This is a genomic window from Shimazuella alba, from assembly GCF_009831235.1.
Classification (GTDB): Bacteria; Bacillota; Bacilli; order Thermoactinomycetales; family Thermoactinomycetaceae; genus Shimazuella; species Shimazuella alba.
In genome coordinates this window covers 315,654-336,363 of the sequence record NZ_WUUL01000001.1, presented here as the reverse complement: position 1 = coordinate 336,363, position 20,710 = coordinate 315,654, and the positions used below count along the sequence as shown (strand labels likewise).

Below are 20,710 nucleotides of genomic sequence, written 5' to 3'. Positions count from 1 at the left end.
TTTATTTATAAATAAGAAGAACCAATTGATGTCCGTTATATTTTCATTTCAACTTAACAGGTTTTAGACCAACTTGCTGCTCGCTCCATTCCCACAATATTTGAGCTAAGTTGTCATCCATAGCCTGACCCTCGATATCTTTGACTTTCTTCTTATAAAAGTATTTACCAGAAATTTCTTCTACTTCTGGACTTAAGGCTAAATAAATTGCTGTTTGTGATCCTTCGAGCGGTGTTTGAAAAAAGGGACGTAACAAAAAATGAATACTTTTCCCAAAGCCGGTATCACGGTTTACTCCCATGTTTGTTGATACAGCACCTGGATGGAGGCAATTTGCTGCTATATTTGTATCTTGTAGTCTCCTACTCAATTCCTTTGTAAATAAGATATTCGCAAGTTTTGATCTTCCATATGCCCGAATTGGTGAAAACTTCTTCTCTAAATTCATATCTGCAAAATCTATTTTTCCATATTTGTATGCCCCAGAGGAGATAGTAATAACTTTGCCCTTATCCGATCTTTTTAAATGCTCTAATAGTAAATTGGTTAACAAAAAGTGACCCAAATGATTTACACCTAACATTGCCTCAAAGCCATCCTCGGTTATTTCACGTTTCGTAGTGATAATACCAGCATTATTGATAAGTATATCTAAGGTGTTGTATTTTTCTTCAAACTGTTTAGCGAATAAGCTAATACTATGAAAAGAAGAGAGATCTAATAACATGAGATCTACTTCTGAAGAACCACTCTCAGAAATTACTTTTTTCAAAGCCTGTTTACCTAGGTCTTCATCTCTACATGCTAAAATGATTTGGTGATCTTCTTTGGCCAATGCAATTGCAGTAGCTAATCCCATACCAGAGTTAGCACCAGTTATTAGAGTTACTTTCTTATTCATGGTCTCACTCCTTACTTTCTTTCTTAGTTTATCAAAGGTTATGAAAAATTTAAAACAAACAGAGAGAACAAATGCCCTCAATTGATGTGCTATGATAAGCTGTATGCTGCATTTTCCTATAAATAGGAATGAGTGTATCGTATGCCTGTTAAAATCCATTTTTAACAGGCATACGATAGTGTCCGACACTATGAAAGCTTTTTGCAAGTAATAGATCTTGTGTTCATGCAACATCTAAAAGAAAACGGAGCGAATCTTATGCAAAAGTTTATTATTGAAGATGATTTTTGGTCTTTGTTTCCTAATGCAAAGATAGGAATCGTTATTTGCCAAGGAATTGATAATTCATTAAGAAACATGGAAATGTATCAGAAAATAGTAATGGAGGCAGAGGAAGAAGCTTACAAATTTTTTAAGCAAGAAGAATTTAGTAAAAATCCGGTAATATCCATTTGGAGAGAAGCCTTTCAGAAATTCAAAACAAAAAAAGGAGCAAGATCTTCTATTGAAGCTTTATTAAAAAGAGTGAAAAACGGAAACCATATCGGAATAATAAACCCACTTGTTGATATTTATAATTCCATTTCATTACGTTATGGACTCCCATGCGGAGGGGAAGATATAGATACTTTTGTCGGCGACGTACGACTAACGAAAGCACATGGAAACGAACTGTTTATTCCTATAGGAAGTGATGAAAATACATCACCATATGCAGATGAAATCATTTATAAAGACGAAGCAGGTGCAATATGTAGATGCTGGAATTGGAGAGAAGCTAAGAGGACGATGCTGTCAGAAAATACAAAAAATGCATTCCTCTGTATCGAGTTAATAGACGAAACGAGAAACGATGAACTTCATATGGCACTGAAAGAACTGGCAGATCTAGTGTCCATTAACCTTGGAGGTACTGTGAAGGTTCAAGTATTGGATACAAACAGGAGAGAAATAACGATTTAAAAATAGAACATGCAACGGACTATATCTCCCACTCCGGGAAGATACAGTCCATTTTTGGCATACAAATGTACAGGAACAGCTATCTTTCACTATAGAAACAAAGTTTTTCTTTTTTATCCACTGAATTTGCTCACACGATACAACGATATAATCCAATGTGTGAATTCCCATTAAATACAAGACTTATAATTAAAAAAATACATATATATACTTTATGAAGTAAGAATTTTGACTATATTTATGAAAACGAGGGAATAATCTTATGAACGTATTAATGATTAACATACCAGCTGAAGGCCATATAAACCCGACACTAAGTATCGTGAAAGCATTGATCAACCGCGGGGACTCTGTTCACTATATAACAACAGAGGACTTCAGAGAACGTATTGAAGGATTAGGAGCAAAGGTGTATCTTCATACTAATCATTTTAAAGGGATTTCGCCACAGAACATAAAAAATATTCATGAATTTATACAAGTAATGCTCAAAATTTCTCATGATATTTTATCTATCGTTCAGAAACTTGCTGATACAATAACATTCGACTATGTGTATCACGATACATTCGGCAGTGGGTTATTGGTGAAGGAGTACCTAAACATACCCTCTATCTCTTCATCCTCTAGTTTTGCAATTCCGGAAGACCAATTTTTTCAGATATTAAAAAGTGGAAAATTAGGTGCTTCAATGAGTGCCTCACCAAAATTAGAGCAAGAAAATACATCTTTAACCAGTCAAATAGAAGAGAGATTTGGTGTAAAAGTAAAACAGCCATTTCAATTTATGATGAATAGGGCTGATCTAAGCATCGTCTACACCAGCAAAGAGTTCCAACCAGGTGGGGAATATATGGATGATTCCTATGTGTTTATTGGCCCTTCCATCACAAACCGATTGCAAACAAATGATTTTCCTTTAGAGGATTTAGAGGATCAGAGAGTACTTTATATTTCAATGGGCACTGTATTACAAGGGTTTGAGGATTTATTTCAAACTTGCGCAAAAGCCTTTCAAGATTTTGAGGGAAAGGTGGTTATATCTGTAGGTAAATCAACTGATATAGCCAATCTAAAGGAATTACCAGAAAACTTTATCGTACGTCATTATGTACCACAACTGGAAGTTCTCCGATATACCAGCGTCTTTATTACTCATGGGGGAATGAATAGTGTGAGCGAGGCATTGCATTACGAAGTACCTCTTGTTGTCATTCCACAAACATCCGATCAACCAATGATTGCAAATAGATTGCAGGAACTCGGTGCTGGATATCAAATTGATTCACACGAAGTTAGTGTTGAAAAGCTCCAAGAAGCTGTTCAAACCGTTTTATCTGATCCATCGTATCTAGAGAATACGAAAAAAATAAACAAAAGCTTTAAACAAGCAGGAGGAGTAGAAAAAGCTCTAAAAGCGATAGATGAACATTTGAAGCTGAGCTTTGTTTAAGAGTAACGATAGAAATGTCAAAGTGCCTCTGTATAAGCACCGAAGTAATGGTGAGTTATAGAAGAATAAGTAAAAATAACAGTTGTGATAACAACTAACGATTTCAGGAATATCGTGATTGGAAATCAACCGGAAACACCTAGAGAGAAATTCTAAAAATCGAAAGGATCAAATCAGTAGATACCATCTGCAAAGTGTGGAAAATTAATAGTGCTGATAAATAGATGTAAAAAGGCTTTTTAGAAACTCCATTTACTCCAATAGAGCCTGCACCGTTTCAGTGTAATAAAACGGTGCAGGCTCACTTTTGACATAGCAAGACTTGAATGTCAAATGAAACATAGCAGAAATGACTGTATGATTCATGCTAGACAAGCATTAGTCAAATCTATACATAAAAAAAGAGAATGAAGCAATGTTCATTTCTCTTTTGCAATTTTTTCGATTTTCTCTGAAGAGTATATATGACTACCTTTGAGGGAGGTTTTCGCTACCTTTATCATAGCTTGAGCTACTTGTTGCACATGGATTGGTTTGTAACGAAATAATGGACCTTTTAAAAATAATTTACTAAGCGGAGTTGCTATTTTTTCGCCAAACCTAAACTCTTTTCGTTCCCCCAATAATAATGAAGGTTGAAAGATGTATAAGCTAGGAAGTGTTAGTTTCTGTAGAGATTGTTCTACTTCACCCTTAACTCTACTGTAGTAGAACATAGAATTCGGATTAGCTCCAATGGAACTAATGACCAAAAAAGAAGCTTGATGTTTATCTGCTAGTTTAGCCGCTTCATATACGTAATCGTGATCGACTCGGTAAAAAGCTTCTTTTGTTTTTGCTTTTTTTATGGTTGTACCCAAACAACAAAAAACATGATCCACTCCGAATAAGTCAGAGTGATTAGATAGTTGGTTAAAATCGATAATATGTTCAACTAATCTGTTATTTATTAGATCCGTGTGATTCCTCACTAGTATATGTATTTTATTATATGTTTCGTCATCTAGGAGTAAACTAGTTAAGGCTTTCCCTACCAGTCCTGTTGCCCCTAATATAAGAGCTTTTTTTGTCATCTATATGATTTCTCTTATAAGGCTTACCACTTTTCCAAGAATCGTGACCTGAGGTAAACGTAATGGTTGTAAGCGATCGTTCTCCGGTTGAAGACGGATGTGATCTCCTTCTTTAAAGAAACGCTTTACAGTTGCTTCGCCTTCACCAGTCATCGCAACAACGATTTCTCCATTATCAGCGGTATGTTGTTGACGTACTACAACATAGTCACCATCCATAATTCCAGCATTAATCATGCTATCGCCTTGGACAGATAGTAAGAAAGTAGTCTGATCTGTACCAGCAATTCGAGTAGGGAGAGGGAAGTAGTCTTCAATATTCTCTACCGCTGTAATTGGTTCACCTGCAGTTACTTTACCTACTAGAGGAACCATGACTGTATCTTTTTTATTCATGGTGTTGGTCTGATCTAAGATTTCAATAGCTCTTGGTTTGGTAGGATCCCGGCGAATAAAGCCTTTTTTCTCTAAACGATTAAGATGACCATGAACAGTTGAGCTAGAAGCCAATCCCACTGCTTCTCCAATCTCTCTTACAGAAGGTGGGTATCCTTTATCGTATACTTCTTTTTGTATATAGGCTAAGATAGCTTGTTGTCTCTCCGAAAGTTTATTGCTCTTCATACTCTCATCTCCTTTTCTCCCGAAAAATTCCGAACATACAGCTTCGGTCTGTATCATTATAGCGAAACGGGACAAAAAAATCAAACAATTGTTCTAGAGAATGTCTGCTTGTATTGTCGCAAGCTTGTCTAATGCATCATCTTTTTCAGTATTAATAACGTGAGTGTAAATTTGAGTAGTTTGAATACTAGAATGACCTAGGATTTCTTGTACTACCCTCAAATTTTCCCCATTGGATAATAGCATCGTCGCTAAAGTATGACGAAGCTTGTGCGGGGATATATTGGCTGCTTTTGGCGGCAGTTTTGCCTCGCGTACATATTTGGTAATTAACTCAGAGATTCCTTTTCTGCTTAATCTTGTAAAGTTCTTATTCAAAAACAAAGCGGAATGAGTAGAAGAAGGCCGTTCGTGTAAATATTGTTCCAAAGCTTTCACGACAACAGAGTTCAGTTTTAGCATTCGCTCTTTTCCTCCTTTTCCCATGATGACGATACGCAATGAATCTCCTGCTTTTTGCAAGCTATTTACATCTAGATTCACTAACTCGGATACACGCATCCCTGTATTAAGTAAAAGGAGTAAGATAGAAGTATCTCTTGATTTAATCCATGAAATAGTTGTCTTTCTGTTATGGTAGGACTGAACAGCCTGGAGAAGTCGAGTAACTTCTTCCATGGTGAGAAATACTGGAACTTTCTTTTTAGAACGTGCTTTTAAACTTACGTCCTCATAGGCTTGCATCGGATCTTTATCAATTATTTGCGCAGTGACCAGATAACGGAACAAAGATCGGAGGGAGGCTCTTTTTCGTTGCTTGCCACTTCTTGTATTTTCATGAAAATGTTTGCGGGTGATCCATTCTCCATCTGTGTTCTGGATATAAACAGTACGTTCGTATCCGTTTTCTATATATCGAAAAAATCGTTTGATTGTTATGGCATCTAAAGATTCAATATCCTTGTTCTTTTCTTTTAGGAAACGGAAAAACAAGGAGAAATCATAAGCGTAATTTGCAATGGTGAGCGATGATCTTTCTGCACTTATCATCTCCAAGAAAAAATCTTGCACATCTTCAGGAAATTCACTAATTAATCGATTGATATTTGCAGGAAGTTTTCGTGAGTGAAACAACATTTCACCTCCTAGAATAATTTTGATTATCTATTATTATAGTCTAACGAAACCATGAGGATTCGTGCAAATATAATACGAATAAAATAATAATAATTAGCATTGAGTTGCATTATTTTTTTAGAGCTCGAAATAGCAAAACCACTGATTACAAGGAGACAATTAGTGTTTTACTAGCATGATAATTGAAGCTAACATCTACAATCATGTTTCTTGGAGTATCGATTACTCCTATGATCTAATATTTTTTATAAGAAATGAGATACAACGGATTGACCTTTACGTAACGTAAAGCTTTAAAATCTATATAAGTTTACATTATGTGTATGGAAAGGAAAAATAACTTGGTTAATAACGATACAGAAATGCAAATGGGACAATGTGTGGAATGCGGAGCCAAAGAGATCGACGGATATTCTTGTCATGAACAATTTACTTTCCCTCTTGTTTGGGAGCATAATGATCCGGCATTATATGCTTTGCATTTCTGGCTTGTTTCCTGTTATATGATACAACACCCCTCTAATTTTACAGAAGAAGGGCACACCTATTTAGTTACATTATTTACTGAAGCATATGATAACAATTGGGAAACAGCTTATATTTTAAAAAGAAACCGTGAGCTAGTTAGTAAAATAGATAAAATAACAAATCCGGTACCTAATAAGGATAGAAAGCGCACATATAAATTTTGGCCCATGACTATCAACGATATATATTTAGGTGAAGAAGAAAATGCTATAAAAAACATAAATAGGTGGAAAGATCAAATAAGAGTCGAGTTAAAGTAGCATGTGGTCTGGAGAGGGATTCATAGATATACATCAAAGTGGAGATAAAAAATTGTTTCATGTTTCCCTTTCGTTACAGAAAGTATACAATCTCAAATGAGTTCTAGGTTAATAAGGAATAAAAAAATGCGGTTTGTAAATCTGATTCAAGAAGGGGCTAGGAGCACCCATCTACAAAGATTACTGAAGGCTCATATGTGAAAGGGAATATCTCTTCCGATCCTACTCGACTCCTATACTAAAAATTTATGTTTCAACTCATGAAAACCAGACCTGGTTTACGCATTTTCTTGAACATGAGAACTTTTATGCTGAGCGCGTGTTCGTCGACATGCGTGTCGCTCTCACAGATCACGCAGCTATCAAATCTATCCCAATCCCTTATTCTCTAATCCCTTTCGCGTCTGAATTTGATGAACATGTTCGATTTGCGTGTAATGAATCATTTAACGACCATTGGGGCTACCATGCAAACAGAACCATATATGGTGCATTTGCAGCAAATGCTTTTACTATAATTGACATTGCAAGAGACTCCATGGTCGACACAGATAACAGTAATGATAAGCAATACGGTAGGAAGAAGAATCTTATATTCCAAATTCTGATCGATCAGACATGAACAAAGTAAAATTACGGAGCATTTGAAGAACTGTTCCGCTCTAGCCACGAATGATTTTGTATCTCCCGACTAGATTAGTAAAAATAAGAATATGTATCCACCATAGAAAAGAGATATCCAAGTATATTGGACATCTCTTAGTCTTGTTCGTGTTTTTGTGTTACTAACTTCTCACATTCTTTTGAGCAAAAGTGTTGATGCTCCGTCTGGCATGTAGGACAGACAATATGTTGACGATGACAAAAATCATTTGCACAGTTGATATATGTTTCTGCTGGTTGATCACAGTGGTAGCATTTCCCGATCACAGTCGGCTCTACTTGATTAATCGGAACTGAAATACGCTCATCAAAAACGTAGCATTTCCCATCAAACAATTCACCTTTTACTTCAGGATCTTTCCCATATGTGACAATACCACCGTCTAACTGTGCCACATCTTCAAATCCTTCTGAAATGAGGAAACTTGTTAGTTTTTCACAACGAATTCCGCCAGTACAATAGGTGATGATTTTTTTGTCCTTATGTTCACTCAGGTTATTTCGTACCCATTCTGGAAATTCTCGTGTGGTATTCACACCAGGACGGATAGCTCCTCGAAAATGACCAAGATCATATTCAAATTCATTTCTACCATCAATAACGATCACATCATCCCGTTTCAGGTGTTCGTTGAATTCCTTCGGAGATAAATGTTTTCCTGTTACTTTACTAGGATCAACTTCTTGATCGAGCCTCCAAGTTACCACTTCTTTACGCGGTCGAACAGAAAGTCTTTTAAATGCATGACCATCATGTTCATCAATTTTAAATTGCATATCGTGGAATAGCGGATGACGGTGCATATATTCCATATATTTCTCTGTTTCTTCTTTGGTCCCTGAAACAGTCCCGTTTATTCCTTCATAAGCGATTAATACTCTGCCCATGAGATTCAGCTCTTTGCAAAAAGCTAGATGCTGTTTTGCAAAAGCCTCATATTCATCTATATGAACATATTTATAATATAACAACACTTGATATTTCTCGGTTGTTGTAAGTGTACTCATTTACTTTCTCCCTTTCCAAGCGAATAAATCATTCAATATTCTACCACAAATGAAGCAAGAAATCATGGGGATGAGTAATTTCAAATTTTTTCAAAAAAGGGTACATGGTAAATTTGTTTTTTTATATAATGAAATGGATGAGAAATTCATCTGAGTGTTCCCATTCCGACTCAGGGGGTGAATGAGATGATTCGTTCAAAATGTCCCAAAACTGGAAAAGATGAATGCAATTGTGATTAGTAACGAATGTAGCAGGATTCGATACCAAAAACAACCTTAGTCGATAAGTCTAAGGTTGTTTTTAATGAAATCTAGGTCTGGTTTACACTTAATGAGTAAAATTTTTGACACCTTTATAAAATATGTTACACTGGTGACATATTTTCATAGAGGAGGAGCAATATGATTAAAGCAGTAATTTTTGATTTTGACGGTCTTATTTTAGATACAGAAACGGCTTGGTTTGATTCCTATCGAGAAGTTTTACATGAAGATTATCAATTTGATTTGAAACTAAATGAATTTGTAAAGTGTGTTGGTTCGGATGATACAGTTCTATTTGACTATCTCAAAGAAAATATGACAGCTACTTTAGATGTGGATAGCATAAAAGAACGTGTTAAAAATTTACACACAGCAAAAATTAGCAAAGAAAAAGCTCGTGAAGGGGTAGAACAATGTCTAGTTGACGCAAAAGAAGCAGGATTACAGATTGCATTGGCTACTAGTTCCAAACGAGAATGGGCAGTGACGCATTTAACCAACTTAAATCTTTTTTCCTATTTCGATTTCCTTGTTACACAAGATGACGTAGAACATATCAAACCTGCGCCGGATCTATTCTTAAAAGCAATAGAAGTTTTAGGGATTCAACCAGAAGAAGGGCTTGTATTTGAGGATTCACTAAATGGTTTGATCGCTGCAAAGAAGGCTCAATTAACGACAATAGTCATCCCAAATCCAGTGACAGAAGCCTTGCCATTTGAAAATTATCATCTGAAGCTATCTAGTATGGCAGAAATGCGCTTGTCAGACATCCTGCGAACCCTTTGATGTGGTCTGCCTGAAAAAGGAGGGAATATTCTTTTATAAAATAAAAAAGGTGGTATTCTCCATTTTATATGTTAAGATGTGTATAAGTCTCATGAAAGCGTTTTAATCATCTTTTAACAAAGGATTTGTATGAAATGGATATGTCTGTAGAATTTAACACCAAAATATTTAGTTACATGAACACATTAACCAAAGCTGAGAAGAAAGTCGCCGATTATGTGCTCGACAATATGGAGAACACAATCTACTTAACCGTTACAGAATTAGCGGCAAAGGTAGGAGTCGGTGAAACTACCGTTCTCCGATTTTGTAGAAGAATCGGATATAAGGGGTATCAAGCTTTCAAAATGGCTATTACAAAAGAAGTTGCCAAACAATCATTTGATACTTCGGAAGAGACTGATGAAATGAATGCTGTGCAGTCTCTGGTACAAAAGTCGACTACTGCAAGTATACAAGCGTTAAAAGATACGTCTCAATTAATCGATATGGAGATGTTGGAAAAAGCAGTGGCACTTCTTACAAGCCAAAAACGCATCGTCATGTATGGCGCTTCTATGTCTGGAAATACCGCGGAAGATGCAAGAAATAGGTTTTTGCGAATCGGTGTCATCATAGAAGTTTACACAGATGCCCATATGCAAGCGATGTCAGCAGCAACCTTGACCAAAGATGATCTTGCAATCGGCATATCCATAAGCGGCAGTACAAAGGACACGATTGATGCCTTAAGAATCGCAAAGAGCAACGGAGCTAAGGTTATATCTTTGACTCATTCCAAGCTTTCCCCCATCACCCATTTGTCTGATGTTATTTTGCTGACAGCTGGTAGGGAAACTCCATTACAAGGCGGATCGATGGGAGCGAAAATTTCACAATTACTTGTGATTGATCTTCTCTATAATCTAGTGGCAAATCAAAGAAAAAATGAAGCTTCTCGCCTTAAAGAACTTACTTCAAAAGCAGTATTAGACAAAGCATATTAGATGGTAGGTGAGTAACATGTTGAATTCTTTACAAGGTGGGCTCGTGGTGTCCTGCCAAGCACTAGAAGATGAACCGTTATATGGTGCATTCCATATGGCTGCTATGGCAATGGCTGCAAAAGAAGGCGGCGCTGTAGGAATTCGAGCAAATGGCTATGAAGATATCAAAGCAATTAAGGAAAAAGTAAATCTCCCTATGATTGGGATCCTAAAAAAACATTATCCTGGTTATGGAGCATTTATCACACCAACCAAAGCAGATGCCAAGCTGATTTCAGAGGCAGGTGCAGATATTATATCGATTGACGCCACCAATCAATCTCGTCCAGAGAGCCTAAATAACTTAGTGCGATATATCAAAGAAGATCTCCATAAATGGGTGATGGCAGACATAGCAACGTTGCAAGAGGCTGAATATGCCGAGCAGATCGGTTGTGATTTAGTGGGAACTACGTTATCCGGATATACACCAGATACAATCCATCGTAATCGCCCTGACTTTGAATTATTGAGCGACCTTTCCCAGAAGTTAAAAGTTCCTATTGTAGCAGAAGGAAATATCGAATCACCAGATCAGGCAAAAAAAGCCCTTGAACTAGGTGCATCCTTTGTGGTGATTGGAACTGCAATTACGCGTCCTCAGCTAATCACACAGAAATTTGTGGAAGGTATGAAAACAGTTGGCTAAAACAATTGGTGTTGATATTGGTGGTACAAAAACTGCGATAGGACTTTTTAAAGATGGTGTATTGGAGCAAAAACAGGAAATAAAAACCGATGCTAAATTGGGAGGCGAACACGTTCTCTCCCGAATCATAGAAGTGATTTTGCCTTATGTGGATGACGATTTAAAAGGTATTGGTGTAGGAGCTGCTGGTCAAATCAACAGAGCAGGGGAAGTGATGTCCTCTACCGATACATTCACAAACTGGAAAGGAGTGAATGTCAAACAAATTATCTCAAGAGCGACTTCTTCTCGAGTCGAAGTGGTAAACGATGGACAGGCAATGGGACTTGGAGAATTACATTTTGGTGCTGGTAAGAATGTAAGGGATTTCATCTGTATCGCTTTGGGTACTGGTGTCGGAGGAGCTATCATTGCAGACGGAGGACTAATCCGTGGGTATCTTGGTGCCGCAGGGGAATTTGGTCATATGAGAATTTATACTGATGGTCGTACTTGCCCATGTGGTAACAAAGGATGTTTGGAGGCCCATGTTTCAGGCGTAGCTTTGGAATCGCGTTATAAGGAGATGTTCGGCACAAATGACAAAGGGCTATTTATCTTTCAGAAGGCACGGAACAGAGATGAAAACACGCTGGAAATTGTAAATCAATATTTAGATGATCTGATCGAAGGTTTAACTTCTCTTATCCACATTTTCAACCCAGAGAAGGTAGTGATTGGTGGAGGAGTAGCCACTTCATTAATCCCATATATGACCTGCATCAATAATACAATCCACAAAAAAGTTAACGATGTGAATGCAGAAGTTTTAGTAGAGTTATCAACACTCGGAGGAAATGCAATGCTTCTGGGCGCTGCAAGTCTAGTTATGTAAGTAATAAACAAAAGGATGTGTAACTCATGAAACAATTAAATGTGGCAGTGATCGGATTAGGAGTTATGGGGCAAACTCATGCGCGTATTTATGCTGAAATTACTTCAATTAAACAAAAAAGAAGATATATTACAATTTTTTGCGGATGTTAATTAAGCATTGTAATATATAATAGATATTTGATACTAAAAATGGGCTCTCTTACATTTCTCCACTAACAAGGTTACAAAATTAACATTTTGTAACCTTGTTTTACCGTGGAATAAGGGTTGAGAACAGTCCTTTACCCCTCTTTTCACACCCATCTTCTCTCGATAGAAAAAGTTAACTATAGTATTGAGAAATCACAAGAAAAAACATATTTTTCGCATGTGAGTTTTCTTGTGATTTATACATTCAGTTTTGCCATTGTTTTTATAACAGCATATATCAATGATCTTATAATCCCACTCTAATAGCACACTCATTCGTAATTGTACAATATGCACGATTCCGCCTGCTTCAGTCTTCTGGTCACAACTACATTATAATGGAAGAAACTCGACTTTTTTTGGTGCAGATGTTTTAAAGGTTTCTACATTTGATTGTATTAATCTTCGTTTGTATGGCTTAAAGTCGAATCATTAGCTCCCTCATCAAGTTTCTTTTGTCTTTGCAGTCCATATTTGACTCTCCATAGCTTGACAAAAACATGCACCAAAATCAATCTATCTTTGTTCTTACAGAAAATAGCATAACCACATCCTTTGTTTCCCATATGGACAACTTTGAATATTGTTAAGCGCATATGTATCCTCATGTCTCTCTAGCACTGCTTTTTTCTGCATAAGACATGAGATGTGTATTAACAATAATAACTTTATATACTTTTTATTTATGGTCTCGGCTCGGTCATTTCATTGCAAATACCTTTAATCCAGATCAATTCTTGTGTACTTTCACTGTGAAATAATAACTCATCTATACTTGCATACAATTCGTCAAGAGAGGCTTCAGAATGACGTAATAATTTCCGATCAGCTAATCTGGGGTATCCAGTTATCGATAGAATCATACAAATGAATCTCACCTTGTAACACAAGCATCTTGGACATACTTCAAAATATCGCATTCACAATTGGCTTCTTTGCCTTATCCTCCTTCTTCGTTGAATTTTTTAGTTCATTTGCAAACAACACCTTCATTCACACAGTCTTTGCATTCCGACTTCGGACAAATCACTTTTTTATTTGTAGAAATTTACATTATGATAAACTTTCTGTTGAAAATTATCAGAAGTCTATTTTTCATTTGATTGAATATTCTATTTATTATTTCGCTTGAATAATGAACATCAACTCACAAACAAAAAAACCCTTTCAAGTGCTAATCACTTGAAAGGGTTTTTTATGCTTCTAAGTATTTTTTATATCGCTTGGCAGATGCTTTTAATCTCTCCTTTGCATTCTCCCATATAAATCTCTCTTTCCATGCTCCATGAATACGATCGAACTCATAGGTCTCTAATTTACTGACCATTCTTTTTATCGAGTTGCAAGATAGAGGAATATTATTGGGATAACTATACATAAAACTAAGATAATGTCTGTCTTGATTTACTTGGATCACATCTCCCGTTAACAAGCTCCCTCTACCTTCTGCTCCCTGTTTCCAATACAAAATGGAACCACCATCAAAATGTCCACCCAAATGGATAAGTTCTATATCAGGGGTCAAAGAAAAAGATTCTTCCTCCCAAAGGGTGATTCTATCACTAGGTCTCATGATCCACTCTGTATCTGCTGCATGTAAGTATATAGGAACATCAAATATATCTGCCCATTCGACCATAGTTGAATAGTAATGGGGATGAGAAATCGCAATCGCTTCTAATCCACCTTTATCTTCAACCATTTGAATAGCTCGATCATTGATAAAAGGTATACAATCCCACAAAATATTCCCTTTATCACCCGGAACTAATAAAGCACGTTGACCAATCGCAAATGGCTTGTTTAACTCTAATCCCCATAAACCAGGCTCTTCCTCAAATGGAACTACTTCATACCCATTACTTTGCATTTCAGGAATGGTTGTCCATTCTTGCCCATCCCATCTTACAAACTGCCTCTCGTCTTCACAAATCAAACACTTTAGAGGCTCTGAAACAGAATCAGCATACTGAGTCCCACATTGTACACAAAGAAATTTCGGCATGAAGATCACCCTTTGGTAAATGTTTTTATTTGTTAACTATATTGTAACATTTAGATGATAAGAGTTAAATCTATATTCATTTACCAATACTTGTATAGTCGATAGGTTTATTCCATCCTTTGTCGAAAAGTTATGTATGACGAAATATTAGGAGGAAAAAAATGATTATACCGTTAATAGTTATTTTTGTATTGCTTACCGTTATCTTTATTAGCTATGAAGTATACCACTGGAAAAACCATCTTTCTTCAATGAATGGTATGATGATCTCCATGACATTTGCAATGATGACATCATTAACTATTGGAATGACTATATCGTTGAAAGTAGTAAACGACCCAACACTAGCTACCATTTATACTATAGTACTCGGGATATTTATTGGGTATGTAATGGGTTACCCCTTTGGAATATTGGCCCAGTTAGATGGTGTACTAGCTGGCATTATGGGAGGGTTGATGGGGCCGATGACAGGTTTGATGATCTCCAATAGTAGTCCTAATTTATTCATCGGTTTTTTTATTCTATTATATGTCTTTATCACTTTTCTTGTATTCCAACTCATACAAAAATCTATACCTTCCCCGATCTCAAAACGAATGAATCGTGCTTGGTATCTTTTTTTGCCTATGTGTATCCCTTTAGCGGTACTTGCAATTGTTCAATTAAGTAATTCAACAATCTTACATGCGAATACACAGAAAAGCAGTACCCAAAAAACTAGTTATCAAGAAGCTACCATAGAAGTGAATGAAAATGGGTACTCCCCTAACCAAATTTCTTTAAAAGTAGGCATTCCTGCGAAACTTCATTTTCAAAAAAAGTCCAGTTCTGGTTGCTTGTCTTATCTTTCTATCCCAGATCAAGGCATCCACCGAGAATTAAAAAGTGGAGATAATATCATTTCATTTACACCGAAAAAATCAGGAACAATCAAATTTAGTTGCGGTATGGGGATGTATCATGGCTCCCTTATCTTAAAATGAGAAATTACATTGTTAACTCAACGAAAATAATAATAAATAGAATATTATAAAATAATTGTTAATTACGTACAATATATGGTAAAATCTAACTGCGTTTGATTTTATTATTTCTATCATTTGAGTGAGGTGTTGGTTATGGTACAAGGTTTTTCACGAGTTTTCGGGGTAATATTTCTTTTGTTAGGAGTAGGTGGTTTTCTGTTACCTGCTACTGGTCCAATTCATGACTTATTACATCTTACAGCACCGCACAACATCATTCATTTGCTCACTGGCATTATCTTCTTAGCTGCAAGTACCAGCTTCCAATGGAGCAAAGTTGTTTCTATCATCTTTGGCGTCGTCTATGCTGCTGTGGCTATACTCGGTCTTTTCATGACAGATATTTTTGGATTACTAACAGTAACTCCAGCTATTGAAGTCATACATTTTGTATTAGCTTTACTATCTCTCTTTGTTGGATTCAAATCTTCACAACCCACTGCGAAGAGCCAAACAGAATCAGCATAAATAAAATATAAATGTACTCGTGATGCTAGCTAATAAGCTGGCATTTTTATATTGGAAAAATTAATTAAATAAAATACTGTAAATCATTAAAAAAATCGTATATACTTTATTTGTTAAATACTTACAAACTTTAGGGGTGGATGGATGAAAAATCGCTTGCTTTCTGCTGCTCTTACTACCTGTTTAGCTGCAACTATCGCTTTTAGTACTACTGATGGTTCTGCAATCGCAAAAGAAGAACCAGATGTTCGCTATCATCCTGTTTATAAAACAGCTACTTTTATAGAGGATAATTGGTCTCCCTCTAATAATCAGATAGCTCCTGGAAATTTGATATGGAGTTATTTAAATGCCAGAAAAAATTTTCTTCAGTTTACAGATCAAGCACAAAATCATTTTCGTTTAAAAAGCACCAAAATAGATCAACTCGGAATGACTCATTACCGATTGCAAGAAATTCATCACGGTATTCCAGTTTATGGTTCCGAACAGACGGTCCATGCAACTAAAAATGGAGTAGTAACTTCCTATATGGGGCAAGTGATTCCTCACATAAAGTTACCTTCCTTTCAAAAATCTAGCCATATTTCTTTCCAAAAAGCCATTTCTATCGTAAAAAACAATACAAAAAATGCAACTCAATATTTATATCAGCCAAAAGCCCAACTAGTTGTTCTCCCCTATCGTCAAACATATGTGTACGCTTATGTAATAAAAACTGCTTATCTATCCCCTCAACCAACCATTTGGCAGTATTTCATAGATGCGAAGAACGGAAAAATATTGGATAAGTTAAATATCCTCCAAGAACTCACTGGAAATGGCAAGGGTGTAAAAGGAGATGAGAAAAAATTCGAGATTAGCAAAGAGGGTAATTTGTATTATTTAAATGATAAAATCCGTAAAATTTCTACCTATGATGCACAAAACCAACATGAGAACTCTCCCATCATTTCAGGAAAATTGGTTTCCAGTAAAACAACGACATTCTCAGATCCTTCTTCTGTAGATGCGCATGCATATGCAGAAAGAACTTATGATTTTTATAAAAAAACTTTTAACCGAGACAGCTATGACGCCAAAAGTAGCCCTATCAAATCGTATATACATGTCGGAGAAAAATGGAACAATGCAGCATGGGATGGGGAAAAAATGCTTTACGGTGATGGAGACGGAAAAACTTTCATCTCACTTGCTGGAGCATTAGACGTTATAGCGCATGAACTAACTCACGCAGTAACACAATTTACGGCAAATCTACAATACAGAGATGAACCAGGGGCTTTAAATGAATCCATGTCCGATATTATGGGCGTGATGATAGATGATAATGACTGGCTAATTGGAGAAGATGTTTACACTCCAAATAAACCAGGAGATGCACTCCGCTCCATGTCAAACCCCAAAAAGTATAATCAGCCGGATCACTATGACGATCGATATACCGGTTATCAAGATAACGGTGGAGTTCACATCAATAGTGGTATTAATAACAAAGCAGCTTATCTTATCGCTGCTGGTGGCAAACAGAGCAGTGTAACTGTTGACGGGATTGGAAGAGTAAAAACAAGAGCTATTTATTATCGTGCTCTAACAGAATATTTAACTGCAACTTCTCAATTTATAGATATGCGTGATGCTGCAATTCAATCTGCAAAGGATTTATATGGAGCTAATTCCAAAGAGGTAAAAGCTGTAAAACAAGCTTATGATGCTGTTGGAGTTGTGAAATAAATTATAAAAAACAAGAGTGCTGCATGCTCTCTTGTTTTTTGTTTAGAAAAATAATCTATAATCGGGATCCTCCACTAGCATCTAATATTTGACCTGTTATCCAACGACTATCAGGTCCAGCTAAAAAAGATCCTATATCCGCTATGTCTTCTGTTTCAGCCCATCTTCCCATTACAGAAAGATTTGCCGCAAATTCTCTTCCGTTGGGATCACTCAATACTGCTTCGTTCATGTCTGTGTTTACAAAACCTGGTGAGATAGCATTAACAGTGATTTTTCTAGAACCAAGTTGTTGTGCTAAAACAAAAGTAAGTGTATTGATAGCACCTTTAGAAATACTATATCCCAATAAATTTGGAAGAGCTATTCTGGTAACAGTAGATGAAATGTTAATAATTCGACCACCATCGTTTAATCGTGATAACGCATTTTGAATTATGAAAAGCGGTGCTTTTACATGTAAATCCATTACTTCATCGTAGGATTCCTCTGTGATGCTTTCTATTGTTGACTCCTGACCGATTCCAGCATTATTCACTAAAATATCAAACTGGGATTTATCCCACTCTTTTAATACTGAATCTAGCTTTTGGAATAAGGCCTTTATTTCTCTTGCTTTGCCTAGATTAGCTTGTACCGCAAAAGCTTTTCCACCAAAACTTTGAATCTCTTCAACTAGCTGTATTGCTTTATCCTGATTAAAACCATAATGAACAACAACATCAGCACCATCTTTTGCCAATCGCAGTGCTATACTTCTTCCTATTCCACGGCTTGCTCCTGTCACCAATGCCACTTTTCCTTTTAGATCACTCATTTTTTCAGCTCCTTTTGACTATTGCTATATCTTTATACCATGGAGCGCATTTCAAATTGTTGCTCTCTTATTTTTGGCATCAGTAGTAGATTACTACCCGGACTCTTCCTTATTTTGCTGTTATGTTGTATGGGTTAAAAATAAAAACATGATCACAATAGATCATGTTTACACATCTTCTAGACTTCTCCATAGATAGAAAACAGCATATGCTTCCCAGTTTTTCCATGGCATAAATATTTTCTTAATCTCATCGAGTTTTGGCTTCTCATCTCGAAGTAATAGGTGTTTCAATGCATTATGTAAGCCCACATCTCCTATTGGAAATGCAGAGGGATTACGAAAGCATCGCATCATGGCATAATGTGCGGTCCAGGGCCCTACTCCTCGAATAGCTAGAAGTTGTTGTTCTGCTTTCTGTAAATCTTTTATCATCGTTTTTTTCAAGAGGTTTCCGTTAACGATCTCTTTTGCAATCCCAACGATATACTCTGCTTTTCTCTGTGTAAACTGCAGTTGCCTCAGTTGTTGAATGGATTGGTCGCTTAATTGACTTGGCTCAGGGAAAATCCAATGGCTACGATTATTCCATTCATAGGACCTCCCGAAATTCTCTACAAATCTTCTTTTTAATGTGTAAGCAAACGTTAAATTAATTTGTTGACCAATAACTGCCCAACATAGGGATTCAAAAAGATCTGGTATGCCAACAATACGAAGACCATGATAACGAGTGATGAGAGTACCTAGGATTTTATCATTTTTTACTAGATCATAAAACTGATGGAGCTCTGTATCTAAATCAAGCCATTCACAAATATACTGCACCACATAGATTTTCGCATGTTTCGAACTTGGTTTTTTATCTACAAATCGAATTTGTAACGTATCATCATCTTTTTGACTTATCTCCAGCAGAATCATTTGTTCTTCTACATGCAGTAACTTGTATACTTTTTCGCCTTCCAAATAATGTAGTATTTCGATAGATGAACGAGACAAATACAGAAGAACTTCCTGAAAACTAAATTCTTTTGGTAGAGGTATATAAAGAGAGTCTTTATCTTGGCTAAAATTGGTAACGGGCATGTCCGATGTCGATGTAATCATTATATCCCTCCAAATGGAGTAATTTTTTCTTGTTTGTTAGTCCACCGCCAAATCCAGTAAGAGTTTTATTCTTTCCGATTACCCTGTGGCATGGAACGATAATAGGAATAGGATTGGCTCCATTTGCTGTTCCTACAGCTCGTACTGCTTTCGGATTCCCAATAGATTCCGCTATATCTGCATAGCTTCTTATTTCTCCATAAGGGATTTGTTGAAGCGCCTTCCAAACATCTACGCGAAATTTCGTCCCCCGCATATCTAATGGAAGCAAAAAATGTTTTCTTTTTCCTAGAAAATATTCCTGTAGTTGTTGTTCATATACTTCCATATGTCTTGCATCTTTGATTAATAAAGCATTAGGTATATTTTTGAGTATCCATGATTGAAGATTTTCAAAGGGATCATTTGGAAAAAGAACCCTGCACAGTCCGAGCTCTGTAGCAGCAATATAAAAACTACTATTTTGAAAGAACGAGGAGGAAATTTCACTCCAGTAAACAATGGTATTATCTGTTTGATTAGAATTCAATGGTTATTCCCTCCATTGTAAAGCTATCTCTGTAGTTACTAGGCGTTACATGAACTTTCTTTTTAAAAGCCATAGAAAAATGCGAAGTACTACGAAATCCAACAGTTTTGGCGATCTGAGCAATCGCCAAATCACGTTGTTCCAATAGTTCTTTAGCTTTATCCAGCCTTGTTAACAAAAGGAACTCAGCTGGTGTTATACCTGTTATACGCTTAAATACTCTATGAAGATGAAAAGGACTTATCATAAGTTGGATGGACATATCTTCCAAAGTAATGGATTTTGAATACTCTTTTCGAATAAAGCTTTTTACTTCATATGCGATTCGAGCATCAGGGCCCATTTTTCCTATTTCTTCTGGCTTGCATCTTTTACATGGGCGAAAACCAGCTTTAATCGCATCATCTACACTTTTGTATAATTGCACGTTTTCTCTTTTTGGTGTTCTCGATTTACAAGATGGCCTACAGACAATACCTGTAGTTTTGATTCCTGTATAGTAAATGCCATCGTACTTCGTATCACGTTGCAAGATAGTATCATAAACGGATTGGAAAATAGCTTGATCCATGAGGTATCACTCCTATGAGCATATTATACTCGTTAGAAGGAGTACA

At 36.3% G+C, this 20,710-nt stretch carries 23 protein-coding genes; 12 read left to right on the top strand and 11 right to left on the bottom strand.

Translation table 11 applies throughout. The annotated features are described in order from the left end of the window. Positions 1 to 43: 43 nt before the first annotated feature. Entirely contained in the window at positions 44 to 901 is an 858-nt protein-coding gene (locus GSM42_RS01660) for an SDR family oxidoreductase (protein ID WP_160799500.1), read from the bottom strand. 258 nt (positions 902 to 1,159) lie between these two features. On the opposite strand from GSM42_RS01660, the gene GSM42_RS01655 reads away from it, so the two are divergent. Further along, the gene (locus tag GSM42_RS01655) at positions 1,160 to 1,864 is read left to right on the top strand and encodes a B3/B4 domain-containing protein (protein WP_160799499.1); all 705 of its coding nucleotides are present in this window, start codon (positions 1,160 to 1,162) and stop codon (positions 1,862 to 1,864) included. 262 nt (positions 1,865 to 2,126) lie between these two features. Next, entirely contained in the window at positions 2,127 to 3,317 is a 1,191-nt protein-coding gene (locus tag GSM42_RS01650) for a macrolide family glycosyltransferase (RefSeq protein ID WP_160799498.1), read from the top strand. A 419-nt stretch (positions 3,318 to 3,736) separates the two neighbouring features. Here the strand turns inward: GSM42_RS01650 and GSM42_RS01645 are convergent, their stop codons facing one another. The 3 genes from GSM42_RS01645 to GSM42_RS01635 form a co-directional block, all read right to left on the bottom strand. Continuing rightward, entirely contained in the window at positions 3,737 to 4,390 is a 654-nt protein-coding gene (locus tag GSM42_RS01645; protein ID WP_160799497.1) for an oxidoreductase, read from the bottom strand. After that, on the bottom strand, positions 4,391 to 5,014 hold the full coding sequence (gene lexA, locus GSM42_RS01640; RefSeq protein WP_160799496.1) for a transcriptional repressor LexA: 624 nt from the start codon (positions 5,012 to 5,014) through the stop codon (positions 4,391 to 4,393). It abuts the gene before it with no gap. A 93-nt stretch (positions 5,015 to 5,107) separates the two neighbouring features. After that, positions 5,108 to 6,151: a tyrosine-type recombinase/integrase gene (locus GSM42_RS01635; protein ID WP_160799495.1), complete on the bottom strand. Its 1,044-nt coding sequence runs from the start codon at positions 6,149 to 6,151 to the stop codon at positions 5,108 to 5,110. Between the two features lie 341 nt (positions 6,152 to 6,492). On the opposite strand from GSM42_RS01635, the gene GSM42_RS01630 reads away from it, so the two are divergent. Beyond that, positions 6,493 to 6,939 carry a DUF5946 family protein gene (locus GSM42_RS01630; protein WP_160799494.1) on the top strand — a complete coding sequence of 149 codons (447 nt, stop codon included), beginning with the start codon at positions 6,493 to 6,495 and terminating at the stop codon, positions 6,937 to 6,939. 331 nt (positions 6,940 to 7,270) lie between these two features. Then, a complete protein-coding gene (locus GSM42_RS01625) occupies positions 7,271 to 7,561 on the top strand; it encodes a hypothetical protein (protein ID WP_160799493.1) in 291 nt (96 codons plus the stop codon). A gap of 137 nt (positions 7,562 to 7,698) precedes the next feature. Here GSM42_RS01625 and trhO read toward each other — a convergent pair whose 3' ends face one another. Further along, positions 7,699 to 8,610, bottom strand: coding sequence for an oxygen-dependent tRNA uridine(34) hydroxylase TrhO (gene trhO / locus GSM42_RS01620; protein ID WP_160799492.1), 912 nt, complete (start codon positions 8,608 to 8,610; stop codon positions 7,699 to 7,701). Positions 8,611 to 9,012: 402 nt separating this feature from the next. Here trhO and GSM42_RS01615 point away from each other — a divergent pair, with 402 nt between their 5' ends. The 5 genes from GSM42_RS01615 to GSM42_RS20905 all read left to right on the top strand — a co-directional run bounded on the left by GSM42_RS01615 (position 9,013) and on the right by GSM42_RS20905 (position 12,363). Continuing rightward, the gene (locus GSM42_RS01615; RefSeq protein ID WP_160799491.1) at positions 9,013 to 9,663 is read left to right on the top strand and encodes an HAD family hydrolase; all 651 of its coding nucleotides are present in this window, start codon (positions 9,013 to 9,015) and stop codon (positions 9,661 to 9,663) included. Between the two features lie 134 nt (positions 9,664 to 9,797). After that, positions 9,798 to 10,649 carry a MurR/RpiR family transcriptional regulator gene (locus GSM42_RS01610; RefSeq protein WP_160799490.1) on the top strand — a complete coding sequence of 284 codons (852 nt, stop codon included), beginning with the start codon at positions 9,798 to 9,800 and terminating at the stop codon, positions 10,647 to 10,649. A 16-nt stretch (positions 10,650 to 10,665) separates the two neighbouring features. Next, the gene (locus GSM42_RS01605; RefSeq protein WP_160799489.1) at positions 10,666 to 11,337 is read left to right on the top strand and encodes an N-acetylmannosamine-6-phosphate 2-epimerase; all 672 of its coding nucleotides are present in this window, start codon (positions 10,666 to 10,668) and stop codon (positions 11,335 to 11,337) included. Further along, complete coding sequence (locus GSM42_RS01600) at positions 11,330 to 12,211, top strand: ROK family protein (protein WP_160799488.1); 882 nt, start codon at positions 11,330 to 11,332, stop codon at positions 12,209 to 12,211. Before GSM42_RS01605 ends, GSM42_RS01600 begins: the two co-directional genes overlap by 8 nt. A 26-nt stretch (positions 12,212 to 12,237) precedes the next feature. Further along, positions 12,238 to 12,363: a hypothetical protein gene (locus tag GSM42_RS20905; protein WP_275402106.1), complete on the top strand. Its 126-nt coding sequence runs from the start codon at positions 12,238 to 12,240 to the stop codon at positions 12,361 to 12,363. Between the two features lie 722 nt (positions 12,364 to 13,085). Here the strand turns inward: GSM42_RS20905 and GSM42_RS01595 are convergent. Together GSM42_RS01595 and GSM42_RS01590 are read right to left on the bottom strand one after the other, a co-directional pair. Further along, entirely contained in the window at positions 13,086 to 13,265 is a 180-nt protein-coding gene (locus tag GSM42_RS01595; RefSeq protein WP_160799487.1) for a hypothetical protein, read from the bottom strand. A gap of 332 nt (positions 13,266 to 13,597) precedes the next feature. Next, positions 13,598 to 14,407, bottom strand: coding sequence for an MBL fold metallo-hydrolase (locus GSM42_RS01590; RefSeq protein WP_160799486.1), 810 nt, complete (start codon positions 14,405 to 14,407; stop codon positions 13,598 to 13,600). Between the two features lie 161 nt (positions 14,408 to 14,568). On the opposite strand from GSM42_RS01590, the gene GSM42_RS20475 reads away from it, so the two are divergent. From GSM42_RS20475 to GSM42_RS01575, 3 genes are all read left to right on the top strand, one after another. Continuing rightward, the gene (locus GSM42_RS20475) at positions 14,569 to 15,393 is read left to right on the top strand and encodes a cupredoxin domain-containing protein (RefSeq protein WP_237446418.1); all 825 of its coding nucleotides are present in this window, start codon (positions 14,569 to 14,571) and stop codon (positions 15,391 to 15,393) included. A 135-nt stretch (positions 15,394 to 15,528) separates the two neighbouring features. After that, positions 15,529 to 15,903: a DUF4383 domain-containing protein gene (locus GSM42_RS01580; protein WP_160799485.1), complete on the top strand. Its 375-nt coding sequence runs from the start codon at positions 15,529 to 15,531 to the stop codon at positions 15,901 to 15,903. 144 nt (positions 15,904 to 16,047) lie between these two features. Further along, positions 16,048 to 17,637: a M4 family metallopeptidase gene (locus tag GSM42_RS01575; RefSeq protein ID WP_160799484.1), complete on the top strand. Its 1,590-nt coding sequence runs from the start codon at positions 16,048 to 16,050 to the stop codon at positions 17,635 to 17,637. Positions 17,638 to 17,692: 55 nt separating this feature from the next. Here the strand turns inward: GSM42_RS01575 and GSM42_RS01570 are convergent, their stop codons facing one another. The 4 genes from GSM42_RS01570 to GSM42_RS01555 form a co-directional block, all read right to left on the bottom strand. Continuing rightward, entirely contained in the window at positions 17,693 to 18,454 is a 762-nt protein-coding gene (locus GSM42_RS01570; RefSeq protein WP_160799483.1) for an SDR family oxidoreductase, read from the bottom strand. A 168-nt stretch (positions 18,455 to 18,622) separates the two neighbouring features. Continuing rightward, the gene (locus GSM42_RS01565) at positions 18,623 to 19,564 is read right to left on the bottom strand and encodes a DNA-3-methyladenine glycosylase family protein (protein WP_237446417.1); all 942 of its coding nucleotides are present in this window, start codon (positions 19,562 to 19,564) and stop codon (positions 18,623 to 18,625) included. After that, complete coding sequence (locus GSM42_RS01560; RefSeq protein ID WP_160799482.1) at positions 19,524 to 20,093, bottom strand: methylated-DNA--[protein]-cysteine S-methyltransferase; 570 nt, start codon at positions 20,091 to 20,093, stop codon at positions 19,524 to 19,526. Before GSM42_RS01560 ends, GSM42_RS01565 begins: the two co-directional genes overlap by 41 nt. After that, positions 20,083 to 20,664, bottom strand: coding sequence for a bifunctional transcriptional activator/DNA repair enzyme AdaA (locus GSM42_RS01555; RefSeq protein ID WP_160799481.1), 582 nt, complete (start codon positions 20,662 to 20,664; stop codon positions 20,083 to 20,085). The genes GSM42_RS01560 and GSM42_RS01555 overlap by 11 nt, the downstream gene beginning before the upstream one ends. Positions 20,665 to 20,710 lie beyond the last annotated feature (46 nt).